Annotated in this window: 14 protein-coding genes and 3 tRNA genes; 11 read left to right on the forward strand and 6 right to left on the reverse strand. The window is 66.6% G+C overall.

Annotated features, from left to right (window positions below):
- The first annotated feature begins 50 nt into the window (after positions 1-50).
- From AC3ENQ_RS08915 to drmB, 5 genes are read left to right on the forward strand one after another with little or no spacing between them, the layout of a single operon-like run.
- Complete coding sequence (locus AC3ENQ_RS08915) at positions 51-515, forward strand: hypothetical protein (RefSeq protein ID WP_431803759.1); 465 nt, start codon at positions 51-53, stop codon at positions 513-515.
- Positions 512-2,044 carry a DISARM anti-phage system protein DrmE domain-containing protein gene (locus AC3ENQ_RS08920; protein WP_431803761.1) on the forward strand — a complete coding sequence of 511 codons (1,533 nt, stop codon included), beginning with the start codon at positions 512-514 and terminating at the stop codon, positions 2,042-2,044. The genes AC3ENQ_RS08915 and AC3ENQ_RS08920 overlap by 4 nt, the downstream gene beginning before the upstream one ends.
- The gene (locus AC3ENQ_RS08925) at positions 2,032-3,741 is read left to right on the forward strand and encodes a nuclease-related domain-containing DEAD/DEAH box helicase (protein WP_431803763.1); all 1,710 of its coding nucleotides are present in this window, start codon (positions 2,032-2,034) and stop codon (positions 3,739-3,741) included. The genes AC3ENQ_RS08920 and AC3ENQ_RS08925 overlap by 13 nt, the downstream gene beginning before the upstream one ends.
- On the forward strand, positions 3,738-7,241 hold the full coding sequence (locus AC3ENQ_RS08930) for a helicase-related protein (protein WP_431803765.1): 3,504 nt from the start codon (positions 3,738-3,740) through the stop codon (positions 7,239-7,241). The genes AC3ENQ_RS08925 and AC3ENQ_RS08930 overlap by 4 nt, the downstream gene beginning before the upstream one ends.
- Positions 7,238-9,163 carry a DrmB family protein gene (gene drmB / locus AC3ENQ_RS08935; RefSeq protein WP_431803767.1) on the forward strand — a complete coding sequence of 642 codons (1,926 nt, stop codon included), beginning with the start codon at positions 7,238-7,240 and terminating at the stop codon, positions 9,161-9,163. Before AC3ENQ_RS08930 ends, drmB begins: the two co-directional genes overlap by 4 nt.
- 151 nt (positions 9,164-9,314) lie before the next feature.
- On the opposite strand, the gene AC3ENQ_RS08940 is transcribed toward drmB, so the two are convergent.
- Positions 9,315-10,025, reverse strand: coding sequence for a hypothetical protein (locus tag AC3ENQ_RS08940; protein ID WP_431803769.1), 711 nt, complete (start codon positions 10,023-10,025; stop codon positions 9,315-9,317).
- 141 nt (positions 10,026-10,166) lie between these two features.
- Between AC3ENQ_RS08940 and AC3ENQ_RS08945 the strand changes: the two genes are divergently transcribed.
- Together AC3ENQ_RS08945 and AC3ENQ_RS08950 are read left to right on the forward strand one after the other, a co-directional pair.
- Positions 10,167-10,364 (forward strand): helix-turn-helix transcriptional regulator, encoded by a 198-nt coding sequence (locus tag AC3ENQ_RS08945; protein WP_431803771.1) that lies wholly within the window; start codon positions 10,167-10,169, stop codon positions 10,362-10,364.
- Between the two features lie 155 nt (positions 10,365-10,519).
- Positions 10,520-11,626, forward strand: coding sequence for a tyrosine-type recombinase/integrase (locus AC3ENQ_RS08950; protein WP_431803773.1), 1,107 nt, complete (start codon positions 10,520-10,522; stop codon positions 11,624-11,626).
- Between the two features lies 1 nt (position 11,627).
- Here AC3ENQ_RS08950 and AC3ENQ_RS08955 read toward each other — a convergent pair.
- From AC3ENQ_RS08955 to AC3ENQ_RS08965, 3 genes are all read right to left on the reverse strand, one after another.
- Positions 11,628-11,703: transfer RNA gene (locus AC3ENQ_RS08955), tRNA-Phe, on the reverse strand.
- Between the two features lie 68 nt (positions 11,704-11,771).
- Positions 11,772-11,845, reverse strand: a tRNA-Asp gene (locus tag AC3ENQ_RS08960).
- A gap of 27 nt (positions 11,846-11,872) precedes the next feature.
- Positions 11,873-11,945 (reverse strand) — tRNA-Glu (locus AC3ENQ_RS08965).
- Between the two features lie 278 nt (positions 11,946-12,223).
- Here AC3ENQ_RS08965 and AC3ENQ_RS08970 point away from each other — a divergent pair.
- Positions 12,224-13,678 (forward strand): peptidoglycan DD-metalloendopeptidase family protein, encoded by a 1,455-nt coding sequence (locus AC3ENQ_RS08970; RefSeq protein ID WP_431803775.1) that lies wholly within the window; start codon positions 12,224-12,226, stop codon positions 13,676-13,678.
- A gap of 67 nt (positions 13,679-13,745) precedes the next feature.
- Here AC3ENQ_RS08970 and AC3ENQ_RS08975 read toward each other — a convergent pair whose 3' ends face one another.
- The gene (locus AC3ENQ_RS08975; RefSeq protein ID WP_431803777.1) at positions 13,746-14,279 is read right to left on the reverse strand and encodes an inorganic diphosphatase; all 534 of its coding nucleotides are present in this window, start codon (positions 14,277-14,279) and stop codon (positions 13,746-13,748) included.
- 180 nt (positions 14,280-14,459) lie between these two features.
- Between AC3ENQ_RS08975 and tilS the strand changes: the two genes are divergently transcribed.
- Positions 14,460-15,446: a tRNA lysidine(34) synthetase TilS gene (tilS, locus tag AC3ENQ_RS08980; protein ID WP_431803779.1), complete on the forward strand. Its 987-nt coding sequence runs from the start codon at positions 14,460-14,462 to the stop codon at positions 15,444-15,446.
- Between the two features lie 14 nt (positions 15,447-15,460).
- Here the strand turns inward: tilS and AC3ENQ_RS08985 are convergent, their stop codons facing one another.
- On the reverse strand, positions 15,461-16,036 hold the full coding sequence (locus tag AC3ENQ_RS08985; RefSeq protein WP_431803781.1) for a DUF937 domain-containing protein: 576 nt from the start codon (positions 16,034-16,036) through the stop codon (positions 15,461-15,463).
- 102 nt (positions 16,037-16,138) lie between these two features.
- Between AC3ENQ_RS08985 and hpt the strand changes: the two genes are divergently transcribed.
- Together hpt and ftsH are read left to right on the forward strand one after the other, a co-directional pair.
- Positions 16,139-16,690: a hypoxanthine phosphoribosyltransferase gene (gene hpt / locus AC3ENQ_RS08990; RefSeq protein WP_431803783.1), complete on the forward strand. Its 552-nt coding sequence runs from the start codon at positions 16,139-16,141 to the stop codon at positions 16,688-16,690.
- Positions 16,691-16,793: 103 nt separating this feature from the next.
- A complete protein-coding gene (gene ftsH, locus AC3ENQ_RS08995) occupies positions 16,794-18,809 on the forward strand; it encodes an ATP-dependent zinc metalloprotease FtsH (protein ID WP_431803785.1) in 2,016 nt (671 codons plus the stop codon).
- Positions 18,810-18,818: the final 9 nt, after the last annotated feature.

An 18,818-nucleotide genomic window follows, 5' to 3' on the forward strand; every position in this document is an offset into this window, starting at 1 on the left:
GTGACCCGGCAGAGAAAATGCCTCGCCCGCAAGTCGGGAGCATCGGTCGCATGAGCGGGGTCGATCGAGACTGGGTGCGGCGGCTCGTTGCACCCGCAGCCGACCTTGCAATTGTGGGAACGAAGAGCTGGATCGGTGACGACCTCGAAGCCGTCCTAGCTCGCGGCGATGATGGCGATGGGGACTCCTTGGCATCGTTGCTTCTCCCAAGGACTGGGAAGTCGGCGACTTGGTTCTCACGCATCTACTCGTCTTCGGGCTTTGCCGACCAGCTTCCGCTGCCCGACGACGTATTACTCACGATTCTGGACGGCCAGGGCGCAATCAAGTATCTCAATGATGTTCTCAGCCCCGTCGTCGTGTGTGTCTTCGATCGATCGATTGCAGACGAGAGCGCAGCGGAACAGGTCGTACAACTCAGAAACTCGCGCGGGGAGCCGCTCGCGCTGTCGTCTCAGCTGGGCTGGACTCCGCCTGCGGGAATCGAGGCACTCGGATTCACGGTGGCGCTATGACGCCCCGGATCATCGGACTTGATCAGCGATACGCGGCCTCGGCTTCGCTGGTGCGGCATGGCGTTGAGATCATCACCGTTCGGGACGAGCGCGGCGCGAGGTTCGATTCGGCCACCCGCAGCCTGTTCCGGCTGATCCAGCGGGATGGGCCTGGGGTCTGGGATCACCTCGCCGGTGCCGCGAAAGCACTGCGCTGGCACCTAATCACCGATCCCATGCCGATCGAACGCAATGCCCAGCTCACGGCCGCCGCGGGCGGGGTGGGTCGTCAGGCCCGGCAGCTGATCGGCGCCGTCGACGAAGACGCGCTGCTGCGAGAGATTGCTGACGCCGCGGCTGCTCTCTGCACCCGTGACCCACTCATGGGCGTCGTACTGCGCGAGTCGCTCACTGAGGTAGGCCCGGAATCGGCAGTTGTCGTGGCTGCGAGCAGTCGATCGCGAGAAGCCCTGGGCGAATGGCTTGGCTCATTTGGCACACGAGTTCTCACGCTAGGCGAGCTTGAGCGCGTCGATGTTTCCGAAGACATCGCCTACTTCGTGGGTCCGCCACGATTCTTCAAGTCGGCGGCGGTCACAGCCCCCCGCACACTGGAGGTCACGTTCATCCTCCCGGCGTGGTTCGGCGATCGAACTGTCCCGAGGTCGGCGATCGCACAGTATGCCGAGGGCGGCATCCAGGTCGCGGCGCGCATCGTCGAGGCTGGCGATCCACTACCCGCGTTGCCGGAGCCTGCGACGTCGGAGACCGAGCCGATCCCAGAGGAGGACCTCCTTCCGCAGCCGGTCTGGGGGAGTCGGGTGAGTGAGGACCGCGCGCCGAACGCGGACGAGGTGGAGGCGCGCAAAGTCCTTCTTTCGGGGAATCGCGCGATCTGGCTTGATGACGATGGTGAGCGCATCCGTGCGCTTGATCCGACACAGCCGCCCGGCGAGCGCGTTGGCTATTCCGATGTGTCCGCGGTCGCTCCGGGCACGTACCTGCTTCTGCGTGAAGGTGAGGCTGAGCGCGAGTCCCTCCACGCGCGAGCATTCGGGCGAATCGGCCCTCGCGCGTCAGTAATCCAGGAGTCGCAGGCGTCCTGGAAGTCCGCATTGATTGAGCGGCTCAGGGGGAGAAGCGCCCGCGACTCCGAAAGCGCCTTGCGTGCACTCGGGGTTCGCGCGGCCGGCCAGGTCCGCGCTTGGACATCGCCGCACGTTATCCGTCCGCAGAGCGATGGTGACTTCGAGCGGCTCCTCGGATGGCTGGGGCTACCGGTGCAGCCGCACTTCGGGAACGCCTCGTTGCTGAGACACGAGGTGCACCGAGCCACTCGGGAGCTGCGTGACCGGCTGGAAGCGGCAGCAGATGTCGCGGATCTTCACGAGCTCGAGCGCGTTGGTCACATGACGCTAGATATTGTCGAGCCGGGCTTTCGGGGCATGTTCGTTACCCGCGTCCTCGCGATCGCGCCATTTACGGAGCTGATCGCCCGCCACGACGCTCGCGTGCCCTTTGCTGACGAGGGTGCTCAATGGCTCGAATGATTCCGGCCTATTGCGCCGAGTCCGCGCCTCCAGGGGAGAAGGCCGTCTTCGCGGCGCTGCGAGATGTAGCTGGGGCTGAGCACTGGACGGTGCTGCACTCACTTGGGATCGCGCAGCATGAGCGACAAGTCGAAGGTGAGGCGGACTTCGTCATCGTCGCGCCCGATGCCGGGCTGGTGGTGATCGAGGTGAAGTCGCACCTGTCGGTCGCGCGTAGCTCCGATGGCGCCTGGCGCCTCGGTCAGGACCCTCCGACAGTGCGAGGACCCTTTCAGCAGGCACAGGAGGCGATGCATAGTATCCGGGACTATCTCCTGAGTAAACGAGTCGAGCTGCGGGATGTCCCGATCTTGCACGCCGTGTGGTTCACAGGAGTGCGTGCGCGAGCGACGCTGCCCGACTCACCGGAGTGGCACTCGTGGCAGGTGCTCGATTCGAGCGATCTGCCGAGCGCAGTTCAAGCGGTTGAACGAGTCATGAGAGAGGGAGCGCAGCACCTCGCCTCCACGATCAAGTACTTCGGCTTTGGCGGATTCGGCCCGGACCAGGCCAACACTGAACGGATCGTTGCCACGCTTCGCCCGCGGTTCGAGGTCGTGATGACTGCTGGGGACCGCCGACAAGCGCGAGAGGGTCAGCTCGCACAGTTCGTCGAAGAGCAGTACCGCGCACTGGACTCAGCCGCCGACAACAGAGGCGTCTTGTTTACCGGCCCTGCCGGAACGGGCAAGACCTTCCTTGCCGCCGAGTCGGCTCAGCGGGAGGTCGCTCAGGGGCGAACGGGGCGGCTTCTATGCTTCAACCGCCTGCTTGGGCACAGCCTCGGCGAGAAGCTCTCGGATATCGTCGGGCTACGCGTGGGCACCTTGCACAAGGAGATGCTCCGGCTCGCCGACATGAGCGGCCCGCCGGCAAACGCTGATAGCGACTTCTGGAATCGAGTGCTGCCCGAGCTGGCGCTTGAGGGCCTTGCTGAGCAGAGCGCGGAGGAGGTCGGGGACTTCCTCATCGTCGATGAGATTCAGGACATCGCGACCGACACGTACCTGGACTTCCTCGATCTGCTCGTCAAGGGCGGGCTGCGCAACGGTCGGGTGCTCATGTTCGGTGACTTTGAACGTCAGGCGATCTATGGCAGCGAGCGCGCACGCGAGGTGCTTCGCTCCCGAGCGCCGCATCTGGCGTCGTTCCGACTGTCTGAGAACTGCCGCAACCTTCCTCGCATCGGGTATCAGGTGAATCTTCTAGGACATCTCGCTCCCGGGTTCAGGGAGTTTCGACGATCGGACGACGGCATCGATCCGACGATCATCAAGTACGTCCGCGGCGAGGACCAGGCCGCCATACTGCGGAAGATCGTAGGCGATCTTCGCGACGAAGGCTTCGATCTGACAGAGATCGTCGTGCTCAGCCCGCTTGCCGATAGTTCTGTCGCTGCGAGCACATCCGACCCCTGGCTTCGTCAAGTGCTGAGTCCCGCAGACGGGTCGAAGCCGATCAAGGGACGGCTCCGCCACGCCACCATCCACTCGTTCAAGGGACTGGACGCGCCGACTGTCGTCGTCACTGACCTTGACGACTCGGGTGGGTCGAACTTTGATGCGCTCGTCTACGTCGGGCTGACACGTGCGACGGATCGCCTCACCGCCCTGGTAGAAACGAAGACGCTGCGGCGACTGATTGGAGGTGAGGCATGAGCGGAATCGAAGCCCGTGAGACCGTTGAGGCGGCCCTACGGCGCGAGCTCTTCGGCCCCCTCGACGGTGATCCCGTGCGGGGGCAGCCGCTGACCATTAACGCCGGAGTCGTGCATTTCGAGAAGAAGGAGGCATCCCGGGGCCAGTTCCATGATGCGGACAGTGGCCAGGAGATTCTCACGAGCGGCACCCCGCTCAAGCGCTACGGCGTCGGAGTCTTGTTCGCGGGCGCTACCGTCGGCGGCTCGCCGGTGGAAAGCGCCGTCGAGGAGGGTTCCGACGCCCTCGACGGAGTCACCGGTATAGCGCTCTCTGAGGACGACTTGATTGGGCCGCCTGTCGAGATTCAGGGCCACGTCCGTCACGATATCGCTGACTCGGATGACTTCGATCTTACGGATGCCAACACGTTCAAGCCGTCCGCGATGGCCGTCTCGTTTGAGACTCGCATGGCTGACGCGGGAGCCCTCACCGTTGAGGTAGTCGGAGCGAGATACGAGAAGCTGACGGTCCACATCGCAGGTGTCGCTAGACCAGTCGATTGGTGGGTCAGGCGCCCCTTCGAGGCGGTCGGCACGATCTCGGGTCGTACGGTTCTGCGGGAGACGAATCGGCTCAAAGTCGTTGACGTCATGCTCCTGAGCGGCGAAGGTGTTGTCCCTCTTGCGGTGCGAGTGTTCAGTCGTCCGATCCCTGGGGCGGACGACCCGGCTCTCAGGATCGTAACCGTCGCAGTCGTCAATGATTCCCCTGGTTCCGGCCCGTCTGCGGCGGTCTTTCAGGTTGGCTTCAAGGTGTCGACTGTCGGCGACGCTGACATCGTCCCCTATCCAGAGGTTGAGCTGCCCGATCGGGACGAGGAGGAGCGATCGCTTGACCTCCTCTACCGGAACCAACGCACCTATGCGATCGGGCATGGCTGTGCAGCCGAGTGGGGGGCAGTCAACGCCGATGGAGTTGTGCCGTTCGTGCGGGCCGCGGCTCTGCCTGCGTATGAGGTCGTCAGCCTCTCACCGAACGTGTACCTGTCTGACGATGACGGGAACCCTGCCTTCGATGTCGATGGCAAGCGGCAGCCGGTGGCTGTCAGTATGGCTGCCCTGGCAAGTGGTAACGAGGACGGCGCCGCCCAAGTGGAGCTTGTCCTCAGTCAGTATGAGAAGTGGATCGATCGGCGAGAGGCCGAGATCCGCGAGTTGCTTCCGCGCTATCAGGACGCCGCGAGTGAGCACATGCGTCGAGCACGAGCTGCGCTGACGCGGATGCGAACAGGCTGGAACCTCGTGACAGTGAATGATCGAGCTGCGCGAGCGTTTCGCTGGGCAAACGAGGCGATGCTGCTCCAGCAGGTCCGATCCGGATTCGAGCTGCGCGAGGCCAAGCAGAGCGGTGATGGTCGCTGGAGAGTCGAGGGAGCGCACCCCGCGCTCACAGTGCCGACTGGCCGGGGATACTGGCGTCCATTCCAGATTGCGTTCCTACTTGCGGTGCTGCCCGAACTCGTTGAGCCAGAACGCCAGACTCGCAGCGACGTCGATCTGATCTTCTTCCCCACTGGTGGTGGCAAGACAGAGGCGTACCTTGGCGCGGCCGCCGTCAGTTTGCTTTCCCGGCGGCTCCGCAACCCCGGAGACACAGGAACAGACACCCTCATGCGATACACCCTGCGTCTCCTCACGGCGCAGCAGTTCCTCCGTGCTGCATCGCTGGTCTGCGTGCTCGAAGACATTCGGGAGCAGAACTCTGACACTCTCGGTGCTGCTCCCTTTGGGATCGGGATTTGGCTGGGTGGCAGCTCAACGCCGAATACCTGGAAGCAGGCACTTGACAATTTGCGGTCTCTGCGTCGAAGGCCTCACGAACAGAACCTTTTCCTTCTGCTGAGGTGCCCCTGGTGCGGTGCACAGATGGGCCCGCAGCCTAAGAAGGGCGGCGGACAGGAACCGATCGGGTACGAGGAAGCGGCGGGCAAGGTCGTGCTTCGCTGCATTGACGGTGAGTGCAAGTATTCACGCCGTGCTGGTCTGCCTGTCCATGTGGTCGACGACGATATCTACGAAGTTCGACCGTCGATCGTTATCGGGACCGTCGACAAGTTCGCGATGATGGCGTGGCGACCGCGAGCACGGAATATCTTTGGTCTGGGTGCAAGCGGTGCTCGGGAGGTGTCTCCACCCAGCCTGATCATTCAGGACGAGCTGCACCTCATCTCCGGCCCTCTTGGTTCGATGGTCGGTCTCTACGAGCCGGTGATCGACGAACTCTGCACTGATCGTCGCGGCGCAAGCCCTGTGTTGCCTAAGATCATCGCTTCCACCGCGACGGTCAGGCGCTATGAGGACCAGATCAAGGGACTGTTCGGCAGGGAGACCGTCGCGCTGTTCCCGCCGCACGGTCTCGAGGAAGGCCGCTCCTTCTTTGCTGAACCAGCGACGTCCGCCGACGGCACCCCGGAGCCAGGGCGACGCTATATCGGCGTCATGAGCGCATCGCTGGGCTCCACTCAGACCGTCCAGGTCCGTGTCGCAGCCGCAACCCTTCAGGCCGCGGTCGACATCCCGGAGGAGGACCGGGACGGCTACTGGACGAACCTCAACTTCCTCAACTCGCTTCGAGAGCTCGGAAACACGGTCTCGCTCGTCCAGTCCGACATTCCGGACTACCTCACTGGACTCCGGCGACGCGACGGCATCGACCCTCGCTGGCCGCATCGCACGATGGAGCTCACGTCGCGGCGTCGTTCAGACGAGATTCCAAAAGCGATCGAGCAACTTCAGGTGAAGTACGCCGTCGGCAAGGAGCGCCAGGAAGCGTTCGACATCTGCCTGGCGTCGAACATCATCGAGGTAGGTGTGGACATCGATCGACTCGCCCTGATGACGATCGTCGGCCAGCCGAAAACTACAGCCCAGTACATCCAGGTGAGCGGTCGAGTCGGCCGGAACCCGGAGGTCAGCCCTGGGCTGGTCATCACCATCTACGGGGCCGCAAAACCACGCGATCGCAGTCACTACGAGCGCTTCCGCACCTACCATCAGCAGCTTTACGCGCAAGTGGAGCCGACTTCCGTCACCCCATTCGCCATGCCTGTCCTTCGCAGAGCACTCCACGCGGCCGCCGTCGCCTATGTTCGGCAGACCTCGCCCGAGACGCTTGGGCCTGACCCGTTCCCTTTGTCTGCTTACGATGAGGCCGTTCGGCTGCTGCGGGAGCGAGCGGAGATCGCCGAGCCGGACGAGGTCCCCGTCTTGGATCGCTTTGCGCGTGATCGCGCCCGGCAGTGGGGAGGGTGGGAGCGCACCGAGTGGGATGCAAACCCTGCTCCATTCGGTGATCCACTGCAAGGACTTATGCGGTTCGCAGGAACGCTGCCTGATCTTGACCGCCGCGCGACGATCTGGGACGTGCCGACAAGTATGCGGAACGTCGATGCCGAATGCCGTCTTGAGATCAGTCAGGCGTACCTGTTCGCGGACACGGCAGCGGAGGAACCTGCATGAGCACTGGAGCGATGCGCCGAGCGCAACTGGTGACACCGTTCGGTGTCGGTGCCATGAGTGTGCTCGTAAACGGGACCTCCGTCATCACCGCGGGCCTTGATCACTGGTATGAAGTCGTCGATCAGAGCGCTCTCGCGATGGAGGAATACCAGGAACACGACTGGCGGCTTGAGTCCCGGCTCAAGGTGTCTGAGTTCCGGCTACCCCCGGACTACAGGCCGTCGGCTCAGGGTAGCGACCTCCGGAATGTTCGACTCACTGTTCCTGTGCTTCGCTTCCCGCGATGGTCGTTCTGTATCTACTGCAAGCGTCTGGAACTCAGCAAGCTCACGATGAAGACGCTCGTGGAGTGCCATGACAAGGAACATGCCGATAAGAAGTACAAGCCGAAGATGTCGCAGGTTCCGTTCGTGGCAATCTGCACCCGTGGGCACCTGAATGACTTCCCATTCGACAAGTGGGTACACCGTTCCGCTAACCCGTCGTGTACGGGCACGCTCCGCCTCGTGTCGCGCGGAGGCGGTGGGCTCGAAGGACAGGTCGTGACGTGTGACGCCTGCAAGCAGGAGCGCTCACTTCGTGGGGTCACCGAGGCGCGGTTCGACAAGAATGGCGAAGAGCACACGAACTTGAGCGATCAGCTTGTGTCGCCGGACCAGCCCTATCTGTGCGGTGGAGCTCGGCCATGGCTCGCACAGCTTGATGGCGTCTGTGATCAGCCGATTCGTGGCGCCTTGCGCGCGGCGGGAAATGTCTACTTCCCGAAGGTGGAGTCCTCAATTTATCTTCCTCGGCGCGAAGGCGCCGTGAGCGAGGAGGTCCATCAATTGCTTCGACATCCTGCTGTGAGCACGACTTTCAACAACGTGTTCCAGTTGGGGCTGGATGAGGTGTCCGGTGGGCAACTGCGGAAACTGCTGGAGCGGAACGTCCCACCCGAGCTCTTTGCTCCCATCTCTGACGAAGAGCTACTGGCGGCGTATCAGGATCAGTTCGGTATCGGCGAGAACAGCGGGGAGGAGTCGGCCGAGACTCCGGTTGACGCGGAGAGTCTTACGAGCGACGACATCTGGCGTCACCCCGAATATGTGAAGATCCGCGAGACGCCTAAGGACGATTTCCTCGCAGCTTCCGACCCGGGGCTTCACGCTGATCTGACAAGCCACCTTTCCCGCGTGAGGTCGGTAGACGTCCTTCGCGAGACGCGCGCGCTGCGAGGGTTCACGCGAGTGCGTGACGGAGAGCTGAAACTCACCGAGGGGAAGGCGATGCTCAGGCGAACCAGCCTGACGCCTGCGCAGGACTGGCTCCCGGCCTACGTGGTGAAGGGCGAAGGAATCTACTTCGAGCTCGACGGCGCGAGGCTGGCGGCCTGGGAGGGGCGTGCGGAGGTCCAAGCCCGCGCCCAGCTGCTCACCGATCACTACGGATCGGTCGCGAGTCAGCGCGGGCTGCTCGGGCGGACGATCAGCCCACGGTTCGTGCTGTTGCACACGGTGTCTCATCTACTCATCAACGAGCTCATCTTTGCCTGCGGTTACAGCTCCGCGTCGCTCCGAGAGCGCCTCTACGTTTCCGAGTCGACCGAACGGAACATGGCCGGGGCACTGATCTACACTGCGGCAGGTGACTCCGAAGGAACGATGGGCGGCCTCGTTCGCATGGCCCGCCCGGACAACCTGCGCCAAGTCTTTGCGTCTGCCCTGGCTGACGCCCACTGGTGCTCGACGGACCCTGTGTGCATGGACGCGGGCAAGAACGGCCAGGGGCCGGACTCGTGCAATCTCGCCGCGTGTCACGCCTGCGGCTTGCTCCCCGAGACGAGCTGCGAGGAGTTCAATCGGTTCCTCGACAGAGGGCTTGTGGTCGGCACTCTCGATGACCCGAACCTCGGCTACTTCTCCGACACGTTCACCGGCTGATACCGCCTCCGAAGCGTGCAACCGTGGCACCAGAACGGCAACAAACATGGACGGCGTGACCCTCCGCGAGGCCCGGAAACACGGGCCAGAGCACAGGTTCACGGCCCTGTGGGCGGGAGGAGCTGATCGAGTTTGACTCCCTCCCCGTTGACTACCCTGCCCGCCCTCGCCGCCCTGGCGGCAACAGCCCACGATCCCGTGCCTTGGTCACCCACCCCTGCGCGGTCGAGAGCGCGACGCCGTTGATCTGCGCCATCGTCGCACTCGGGTTGCGGTCGCCCTCCCGCGTCAGGCGGCCGTGCTGGAGGGCGACCAGCTCGTAGAAGTCGGGTGTCTTCTTCGGGTCGCCGAGCGGCTTGAGCAGGTCGCGCTCGCTGACCTTGCTGCCGGAGGGGAGGACGATCTTGCCGCCGGTGATCGTCTCAGCGCGCTTCATGGCGAATAGGCGCTTGTTGATCGCGGCCTCGATGCGGGCGGTCGGCAGCTCGCGCAGGAGTTGGCTCGTGATGGGGTCGCCGGGTCGCCACGGCAGATAGATGACCCCGGTGATCCGCACCTCCTCGAGGACCGCGAACATCTGCCGCTGGAGCCGGATCATGACGCGGGTATGGGTCTCAGTGTGCTCGATGTAGCGCCAGCGGCCGTCGACGGTCTCGTTCTCGTCCGACGCCGCCTGCGACTGGCGCTGCTCGTCGGTGACGAGCGAGTCGTCGTAGCCGAGGAGGGCGTCGATCTCGTTACTCGCGTCGTCCTCGCGCTCGCCGGGGAACCGGTCGGGCAGGTACCAGCCTTCGGGCAGGTCGTCCGCGGTGATGAGCCCGTCGTAGGGCTGGTAGCCGCGTCGCGGAGGAGTGATGGGCACCCGCCGAGTGTATCGGCTTTCCCGCTCTAACTCAGATACTTGCCGAAATCCGCCCGAGGTACCACAGTCAGATAACTGCAATTATCTGCGACCGTCATACGGGCGCAGAGGACGCGGCTATCCGGGTGGAAGGAGCGCGGCATGATCGAGACGACGTCTCGGGTCGAGTACCTGAACCGCGTCGAGGCGGCCGAGCGGTGCCGTATCCCCGTCTCGTCCTTCGACAAGCTGCGGCGGGACGGCCTCGTGCCCGAGCCCGACGCCCGGATGGGCAAGCACCTGCTCTGGCGTGCCGACACCATCGATGAGCTGCTGGCGCGCGGCGGGACGGACACCTGATGGCCGGGCGGCCTGGGAAGGGCTCTCCCGCGCGGATCGACCCGCGCACGGGCCGGCCGCTACCCGAGGGCATCCGCTGGCGTGCTGACCGACAGCGGTATCAGATTCGCGTCGTCGGCCCGAGCGTGGACGGGGGAGCGGCCGAGCGGTCGCGTATGTTCCTCACGCTTGCGGAGGCCAAGCGCGAGCTGGCGAAGGTCATCGCCGGCCGGAACCCCAACGGCTCGATGACGCTGGAGCAGTGGCATGAGCGGTACTGGCCCGCGATCGAGGCGTCCGTGCGCCCGGCGACCGCGCGCTGCTACGACGTGGGCTGGCGGCTACGGGTGAAGCCGAGCCTGGGGCGGCAGCGGCTGGAGGACATCACGTCGCCCATGATCGAGTCCGCGATGGTCACCTGGCCCGGCGGTGCGTCGGCCAAGAACGACGCCCTCGCGGTGTTGTCCCGCCTACTGGATGCTGCGCGGCGCTCGCGCTTCATCGACGACAACCCGGCCCGCGAGGTCAAGCGGCCCAGCATGCGCGAATCCGTCTCGCCCATCTCCCGCGCCCTGACGCTGGAGCAGGTCGCCACCCTGCTCACGCTCGTCCCCGAGGGCGTGTACCGGCGCTACCTCGCCACCCTCGTCTACACGGGGATGCGCGCGGGCGAGGCGACCGCGCTGCGGGTGCGCGACGTGGACTTCGCGCACAACATCATCCGGGTCAGCCGGTCGCTGAGCCCCGGCAGGAACGGCGAGCTGGTGGAGCAGAGCCCCAAGAGCCACAAGTCCCGCGAGGTGCCGCTCATCGCCGCGCTGCGTCCCCATGTCGAAGACGCCGCCCGCGGCAAGAAGCCGGACGACCTGCTGCTGTCCGGTCCCGATGGCGGTCGGCTCACCAACCACAACGCGCGCCGTGCCGTCGACTGGGACGTGTTGCGGGTGGCGATCGGCCGACCTGACCTGCGGATGCACGACCTCCGGCACACCTTCGCCACGATCCTGTTTGACGCCGGGGCCAGCGCGCCAGACGTGCAGGCGACCCTCGGGCATTCCAGCCTCCAGGTCACCGAGCGGTACTCCCGTGCCCGCGAGGGCGTCGCGCTGCGCGCCGGAGCCGTGCTCGACCAGGCTCTCGGCGGCGGCACTGGGAAGGGCACCGGAGCAGGGCGCAAGGGCAAGTCTGGCCGCGGCAATGGCCCAAGAATGGCCCGAACCCAGCAGAACTGGGAGAGAAGCGAAGCGTCAGGCCGGAAAAATCCTGATCCGCCTGGACTTTAGATGGTGGCTCCGACGGGCGTCGATCCCGTGACCTCACGATTTTCAGTCGTGCGCTCTACCAACTGAGCTACAGAGCCGCATGGCGTCCGAAGAGGCCATGTCTAGACGAAAGGCCCTCACCGAAGAAAGGGCCCGTCGCTCAGAGCGACCCTGACGGGACTTGAACCCGCGACCTCCGCCGTGACAGGGCGGCACGCTAACCAACTGCGCTACAGGGCCATGCTTTTTCAGTTGTGTGGTGGAAAGTGACCCCAACGGGATTCGAACCCGTGCTACCGCCGTGAAAGGGCGGCGTCCTAGGCCGCTAAACGATGGGGCCGAGCGAACCCCTGAATCCAAGAACTCGGGCTCACGCTTACCGAGGGTCAAGCATACGAGATCCCCCGGCAAATCGGAAATCGAGGGCGCGCCTGCGCTGCCGCACGCGCGACCCCCGCGACAATGTCCACGACTGCGGATGCCTCGATCCCCCTGGGATCTGGCTGAGAGTGTTGTTACTGTGACTGGTGGTGTCGGTGTGAATCCGGCCCGCACCGCCCGACCCGACGCGGTGCCACCCAGCACAGACCCCGAAGCACGAGAGACCGAGGCGCGGTGATGAGCGAGTCCGAATCGACGGATGACTGCGGCTGCGCGCCGACGCCGCGTGAGCTCCGCGAGCTGCGTGAACCCTCGCTGCGCAGCCCGCTGACGCGGCGCACGGCTTTGGGTCTCGGTGGTCTCGGCATCCTGGGCCTGAGCGCGCTCGGTATGGGATTCGGCTCGGCCGCGTTCGCCGACAACTACCCCTCGTGGGACGACGTGCAGCGCGCGAAGAACAACGAGGCCGCGAAGGCCGACGAGATCTCCCGCATCGAAGGCCTCATCGCGAACCTCGAAGCCGACGTCGCGAACAAGCAGGCCGAGGCCGCGCGCCTCGCCGACGAGTACGCCGCCGCGCAAGAGGCGTACGAGACGGCGGCGGCGAAGGCGGTGTCGCTGCAGGAGCAGGCGGATGCCGAAGAGCAGCGCGCCACCGAGACCGCCCAGAAGCTCGGGCGCCTCGCGGCGCAGCAGTACCGCTCCGGCGGCGACGACGCCGCGCTCGAACTCTTCTTCTCGGGCTCGGCCGCGACCGCTGACGAGCTCCTCAGCCGGCTCGGCACGATGGATCGCCTCGTCGAGGCAAACCAGTCGACCTACGCCGACGCGGTGAGCGCGCGCAACAACGCGCAGAGCCTCAGCGACCAGGCGAGCGTCGCCCGCGACGAGCGCGACCGCCTGCAGAAGGAAGCCGAGCAGAAGATGATGGCGGCCCAGCAGGCCGCCGTCGCCGCGCAGGCCGCCCTCGACGAGCAGAACGCCAACCGCGACACGCTCGAAGCCCAGCTCGCCGCGCTCAAAGACACGACCAGCAAGACGATCGCCGACTACCAGGCCGGCGTCGAAGCGCGCCGCAAGGCCGAGGAGGAGCGGCAGCGCCAGCTCGAACTCGAACGCCAGCGTCAGGCCGAAGAGGCGCGCAAGCGCGACGAAGAGCGCCGCGCGCAGGAGGCCGCGAACAACAACAACGGTGGTGGCGGCGGCGGCGGCGGAGGCGGCGGTGGCTCGTCCAGCGGCGGCTCATCGAGCGGTGGCACCGGAGGGACGCCCGGCACGGGCGGTTGGGTGCGCCCGGCATCCGGCGGCATCACGTCCTGGTACGGCAACCGCGGCACCATCTGCGGCAACGGCTACTGCACGACCGGTCACCAGGGAATCGACTTCGGGGCCGGCTGCTGGTCGCCGATCTACGCCGCCTCCGCAGGTCAGGTGATCATCGCACAGGGCCTCAGCTCGTGGGGCAACTGCGTCCGCATCCGCCACTCCGACGGCACCGTCACCGCCTACGCGCACATCGTCAACGGCGGGTTCAATGTCAGCGTCGGCCAGTGGGTCTCTGCCGGGCAGGTCATCGCCTACGTCGGCAACACCGGCGCGTCGACCGGCTGCCACCTGCACTTCGAGGTCTGGAACGGCTCTCTCCGCATCGACCCGGCGCCGTTCCTGCGCGCCCGCGGCATCTCGCTCTGAAGACTCCGACCCGGATACGCGAAAGAGCGGATGCCGAGGCATCCGCTCTTCTCGTCTGACACCTGCGTCAGATGGTCTTTGGCGCGTGGCCCTCACCCTGGGTCGCGGTCTGCGCGCCCTCGGTCTGGAAGCGGTCGAACGCCTCCGAGACCAGGCGCTCGGCCTCGGCGGCATCCGCCCAGTCGTCGACCTTGACCCACTTGTTGGGCTCGAGGTCCTTGTAGTGCTCGAAGAAGTGGGTGATCTCGCCCTTGGTCCACTCGTCGAGATCGCCGACGTCCTGGATGTGGTCCCAGCGCGGGTCCTTCGCGAGCACGGCGATGACCTTGTCGTCGCCGCCGGCCTCGTCGAGCATCTTGAGGACCGCGACGGGGCGGACCTTGGCCATGACGCCCGGGTATAGGTCGCGGTCGAGCAGAACCAGCACGTCGAGCGGGTCGCCGTCCTCGCCGAGGGTGTCCTCGAAGAAGCCGTAGTTGGTGGGGTATCCCATGGGGGTGAACAGGACGCGGTCGAGGAAGACGCGACCGGTACCGTGGTCGACCTCGTACTTGACGCGGCTGCCGCGCGGGATCTCGATGACGGCGTCGTATGCGCCCATGATGGTGCTCCTTCGGAAGTCTGTGGGATGCGGGACCAGCCTAGTCGCCCGGTTCTGACCTTCCACCCGTCCCCAAAGCTCCCAAAAGCAGGGCGAATCGCACCGACGGGCGGTCTGAGGCGCGCCGAGGTCGATATCTCCCTGCTTTCGGAACGCGACGGCGGCGATAGCGTGGATGCCATGGAGCACCGCCCCGGCCTCGACCCCGCCGTCGCCGAGATCCGCCTCGCCGTGCGGCAGGCTCTGGCCACCGTCTCGGGTCCGGTGCTCGTGGGCCTCTCGGGCGGCGCCGACTCGCTCGCTCTCGCCGCGGCGGTCGCGTTCGAGGCGCCGAAGGCGGGACTCGTGGCGACGGCGGTCGTGATCGACCACGACCTGCAGGAGGGATCCGCCGTCGTCGCGGCCCGCGCAGCCACGGTCGCGGAGGGTCTCGACCTCCCCGCCCACGTCGTCCGCGTGCATGTCGCCGACGCGGGCGGGCCCGAGTCCGCGGCACGCGACGCCCGCCGGGCCGCCCTCCTCGACGCGGCGCGAGCCGCGGATGCCGAGGCCGTCCTCCTCGCGCACACCCTCGACGACCAGGCCGAGACCGTGCTGATCGGGCTCGCCCGCGGCTCCGGCGCCGCGAGCCTCGGCGGCATGTCGCCCGACCGTGAAGAGGACGGCATCCGGATCCTCCGGCCCCTGCTCGGCGTCCGCCGCCGGGTGACGCGCGCCGCGTGTGCGGCCCAGGGCCTGCCGGTCTGGGAAGACCCGCACAACCTCGACCGCCGCTTCCTCCGCGTGCGCGTGCGGCAAGACGTCATGCCCGTGCTCGAAGACGAGCTCGGCCCCGGCGTCGCGGAGGCCCTGGCCCGCACGAGCGATCAGCTGCGCGAGGATGCCGCGGCGTTCGCCGACATGATCGACGAGACCATCGAGGACATCGTCGAGCACGCCGAGGCCGGCATCGCCGTGTCGGTGCCGGCGCTCGCGGCGAACCCGCCGGCGCTCCGCCACCGGATCATCCGCCACGTCGTTGCGAGCGAGTTCGGCGAGAGCCTCACCCGCGCGCAGACCCTCGAGGTCGCCCGCCTCGTCACCGACTGGCGCGGCCAGGGGCCGATCGACCTCCCCGGGTGCCGCGCCGCCCGCACGGGCGATCGCGTCGTCATCTCCGCGCAGTGACGCGTCGGCGGTGACTACCGCCCGCCGCCGAAGAGCCCGCCCAGCAGCCCGCCGACGTCGAAGCCGCCGGCCGAGCCGCCCGAGCCTCCCGGGCCGCTCGACCCGCCGAGCAGCCCGCCGATGATGTCGCCGATTCCGCCACCGGATGCCGAGGCATCCGTCGACGACGAGCCGGAGGTCTGCGCGGTGCTCTGATTTTTCGCGAGCATGCCCATGACGATCGGCGCGAGCATCGGCAGGAGCTTGCCGAAGTCGATGCCGGCGGTCTGCGGGTTGTCGGTGAGGGTCGCGGCGACCTGCTGCTCGTTGCCGCCGAAGACGTGTCCGAGGATCTTCTCGCCGTCGGCGGTGTCGACGGCGGCGATGTCGATGCGCTCGGTCTCGACGACCGCGCCCGGCCCGGAGTGCTTGCCGAGGGCGGCTTCGATCGCGGCGGATCCCTCGGGCGTGGCCGCGTTCTGCTGCAGCCCCGCGAGGATCGCGCCCCCGCCCTGCGTGACCGCCGCCTGCGCGGTGTCGGGGTCGACGCCCAGTCGCGCGGCGACCTGATCGATCGGCAGCATTCGCAGGATGTCGTCCAGTCCGGCCATGTCCTTCTCCCCCTCGAGATGCGCGGGCGAGGGCCGCCCGTCGCGCTCAGCCTACGACCGGGGGATGCCGAACGGCAGGGGCGATCTGCCTACAATCTCCTCATGCGTGCAGCCGAGATCGCGGACCAGCTGACCACCGTCCTCGTCACCGAGGAGGAGATCCGCGCGAAGCTCGACGAGCTCGCCCGCCAGGTCGAAGCCGACTACGAGGGCAAGGATCTGCTGCTCGTCGGGGTGCTGAAGGGCGCGGTCATGGTCATGGCCGACTTCGCGCGGAGCCTGTCGCGCCCGCTCACGATGGACTGGATGGCCGTGTCCTCGTACGGGGCCGGAACGAAGTCGTCGGGGGTCGTGCAGATCCGGAAGGATCTCGACACGGATCTGACCGGCAGGCACGTGCTGATCGTCGAGGACATCATCGACTCGGGGCTCACGCTGTCGTGGCTGCTCGACAACTTCGCCAAGCGCGGCGCGGCGTCGATCGAGATCCTCGCGCTGCTGCGCAAGCCCGAGGCGGCGAAGGTCGAGATCCACTCGAAGTACGTCGGGTTCGATATCCCGACCGAGTTCGTCGTCGGCTACGGGCTCGACTACGACGAGCAGTACCGGAACCTCCGCGACGTCGCGGTGCTCGCGCCGCACGTCTACTCCTGAGGACGGCTCGCGAGACCGAGGGTGTCGCGACGCGACGCTCACGGTACGCCGTGGGCGAATGCACAGTGCCGTCATAGTGCGGGCGGGGTAGCCTGAGCGCACCATGGATTTCAAGAAGCTCACGCGGAACCCCTTCGTGTACGTGCTGCTCATCGGCCTGATGCTGCTGCTCGGCGTGTCTCTCATCACGTCGCTCACCGGCGCCAAGCAGATCACGACGCAGGAGGGCCTGGAGCTGCTGAAGGGCGGCACGGTCACCGAGGTGACGAACACCGACGGTGACCAGCGCGTCGACCTCACCCTCTCGAAGGCGTACGAAGGCTCGACGCAGGTGCAGTTCTACTACGTCGACGCGCGCGCCGATCAGGTGCTCGAGGCGATCAACGGCGCCGACCCGAAGGACGGCTTCGACGACGTCGTGCCGCGCACGACCTTCTTCGAGAGCATGCTGTCGCTGCTCCTGCCGCTGCTGCTGCTCGGCCTCCTCTTCTGGTTCTTCTTCTCAGCCGCGCAGGGCGGCAACAGCAAGGTCATGCAGTTCGGCAAGTCGCGCGCGAAGCTCGTCACGAAGGAGACGCCGACCGTGACCTTTGCCGATGTCGCCGGCGCCGACGAGGCCATCGAAGAGATGCAGGAGATCAAGGACTTCCTGAAGGACCCGGCGAAATTCCAGGCCGTCGGCGCCCGCATCCCGAAGGGCGTGCTGCTCTACGGCCCTCCCGGAACGGGCAAGACGCTCCTCGCGCGCGCCGTCGCCGGTGAGGCGGGCGTGCCGTTCTACTCGATCTCGGGCTCGGACTTCGTCGAGATGTTCGTCGGTGTCGGCGCGAGCCGCGTGCGCGACCTGTTCACGCAGGCCAAGGAGAACTCCCCGGCGATCATCTTCATCGACGAGATCGACGCCGTCGGCCGTCACCGCGGGGCCGGCATGGGCGGCGGTCACGACGAGCGCGAGCAGACGCTCAACCAGATGCTCGTCGAGATGGACGGCTTCGACCCGAAGGTCAACGTCGTCGTCATCGCGGCGACGAACCGCCCCGACATCCTCGACCCCGCGCTGCTGCGCCCGGGCCGCTTCGACCGTCAGATCGGTGTCGACGCGCCCGACCTCAAGGGCCGCCAGAAGATCCTCGAGGTGCACGGGCGCGGCAAGCCGCTCTCTCCGTCGGTCGACCTCTCGGTCATCGCACGCAAGACGCCCGGCTTCACGGGCGCCGACCTCGCCAACGTCCTCAACGAAGCGGCCCTGCTCACCGCCCGCTCGAACGCGCAGCTCATCGACATGCGTGCGCTCGACGAGGCGATCGACCGCGTCATCGCCGGCCCGCAGCGCCGCACGCGCGTCATGAAGGACCGCGAGAAGCTCATCACGGCGTACCACGAGGGCGGCCACGCGCTCGCCGCCGCCGCGATGAACAACACCGACCCGGTGACGAAGGTGACGATCCTGCCGCGCGGCAAGGCCCTCGGCTACACGATGGTGCTTCCCGTCGACGACAAGTACTCCGTCACCCGCAACGAGCTGCAGGACCAGCTCACCTACGCGATGGGTGGCCGCGTCGCCGAGGAGATCGTCTTCCACGACCCCACGACGGGTGCGTCGAACGACATCGAGAAGGCGACCGGAATCGCCCGCAAGATGGTCACCGAGTACGGGATGACGACCGACGTCGGCCCCGTCAAGCTCGGCTCGTCGTCGGGCGAGGTCTTCATGGGCCGCGACATGGGTCACGGCCGCGACTTCTCCGAGCGCATCGCCGAGCGCGTCGACCAGCAGGTGCGCGACCTCATCGAGCAGGCGCACAACGAGGCCTACCAGGTCATCAACGACAACCGTGACGTGCTCGACAAGCTCGCCCTCGCGCTCCTCGAGAAGGAGACGCTCGACCACCTCGAGCTCGCCGACATCTTCAAGGACGTGAAGAAGCTGCCGCCGCGCCCGCAGTGGCTCTCGAGCCAGGAGCGGCCCGTCTCGTCGCTGCCGCCCGTGGAAGTGCCCCGTCGGCAGCAGGATGCCGGACTCGCGGCATCCGCCGCGGCTGACGCGTCGACGCAGTCGGCGGCCGGCACGGCCCCCGCGCGGCACCAGGCCGGGCAGGCCCGCCCCGCGACCGCATAGCCATCGCCT

Source organism: Microbacterium sp. bgisy203, from assembly GCF_057706945.1.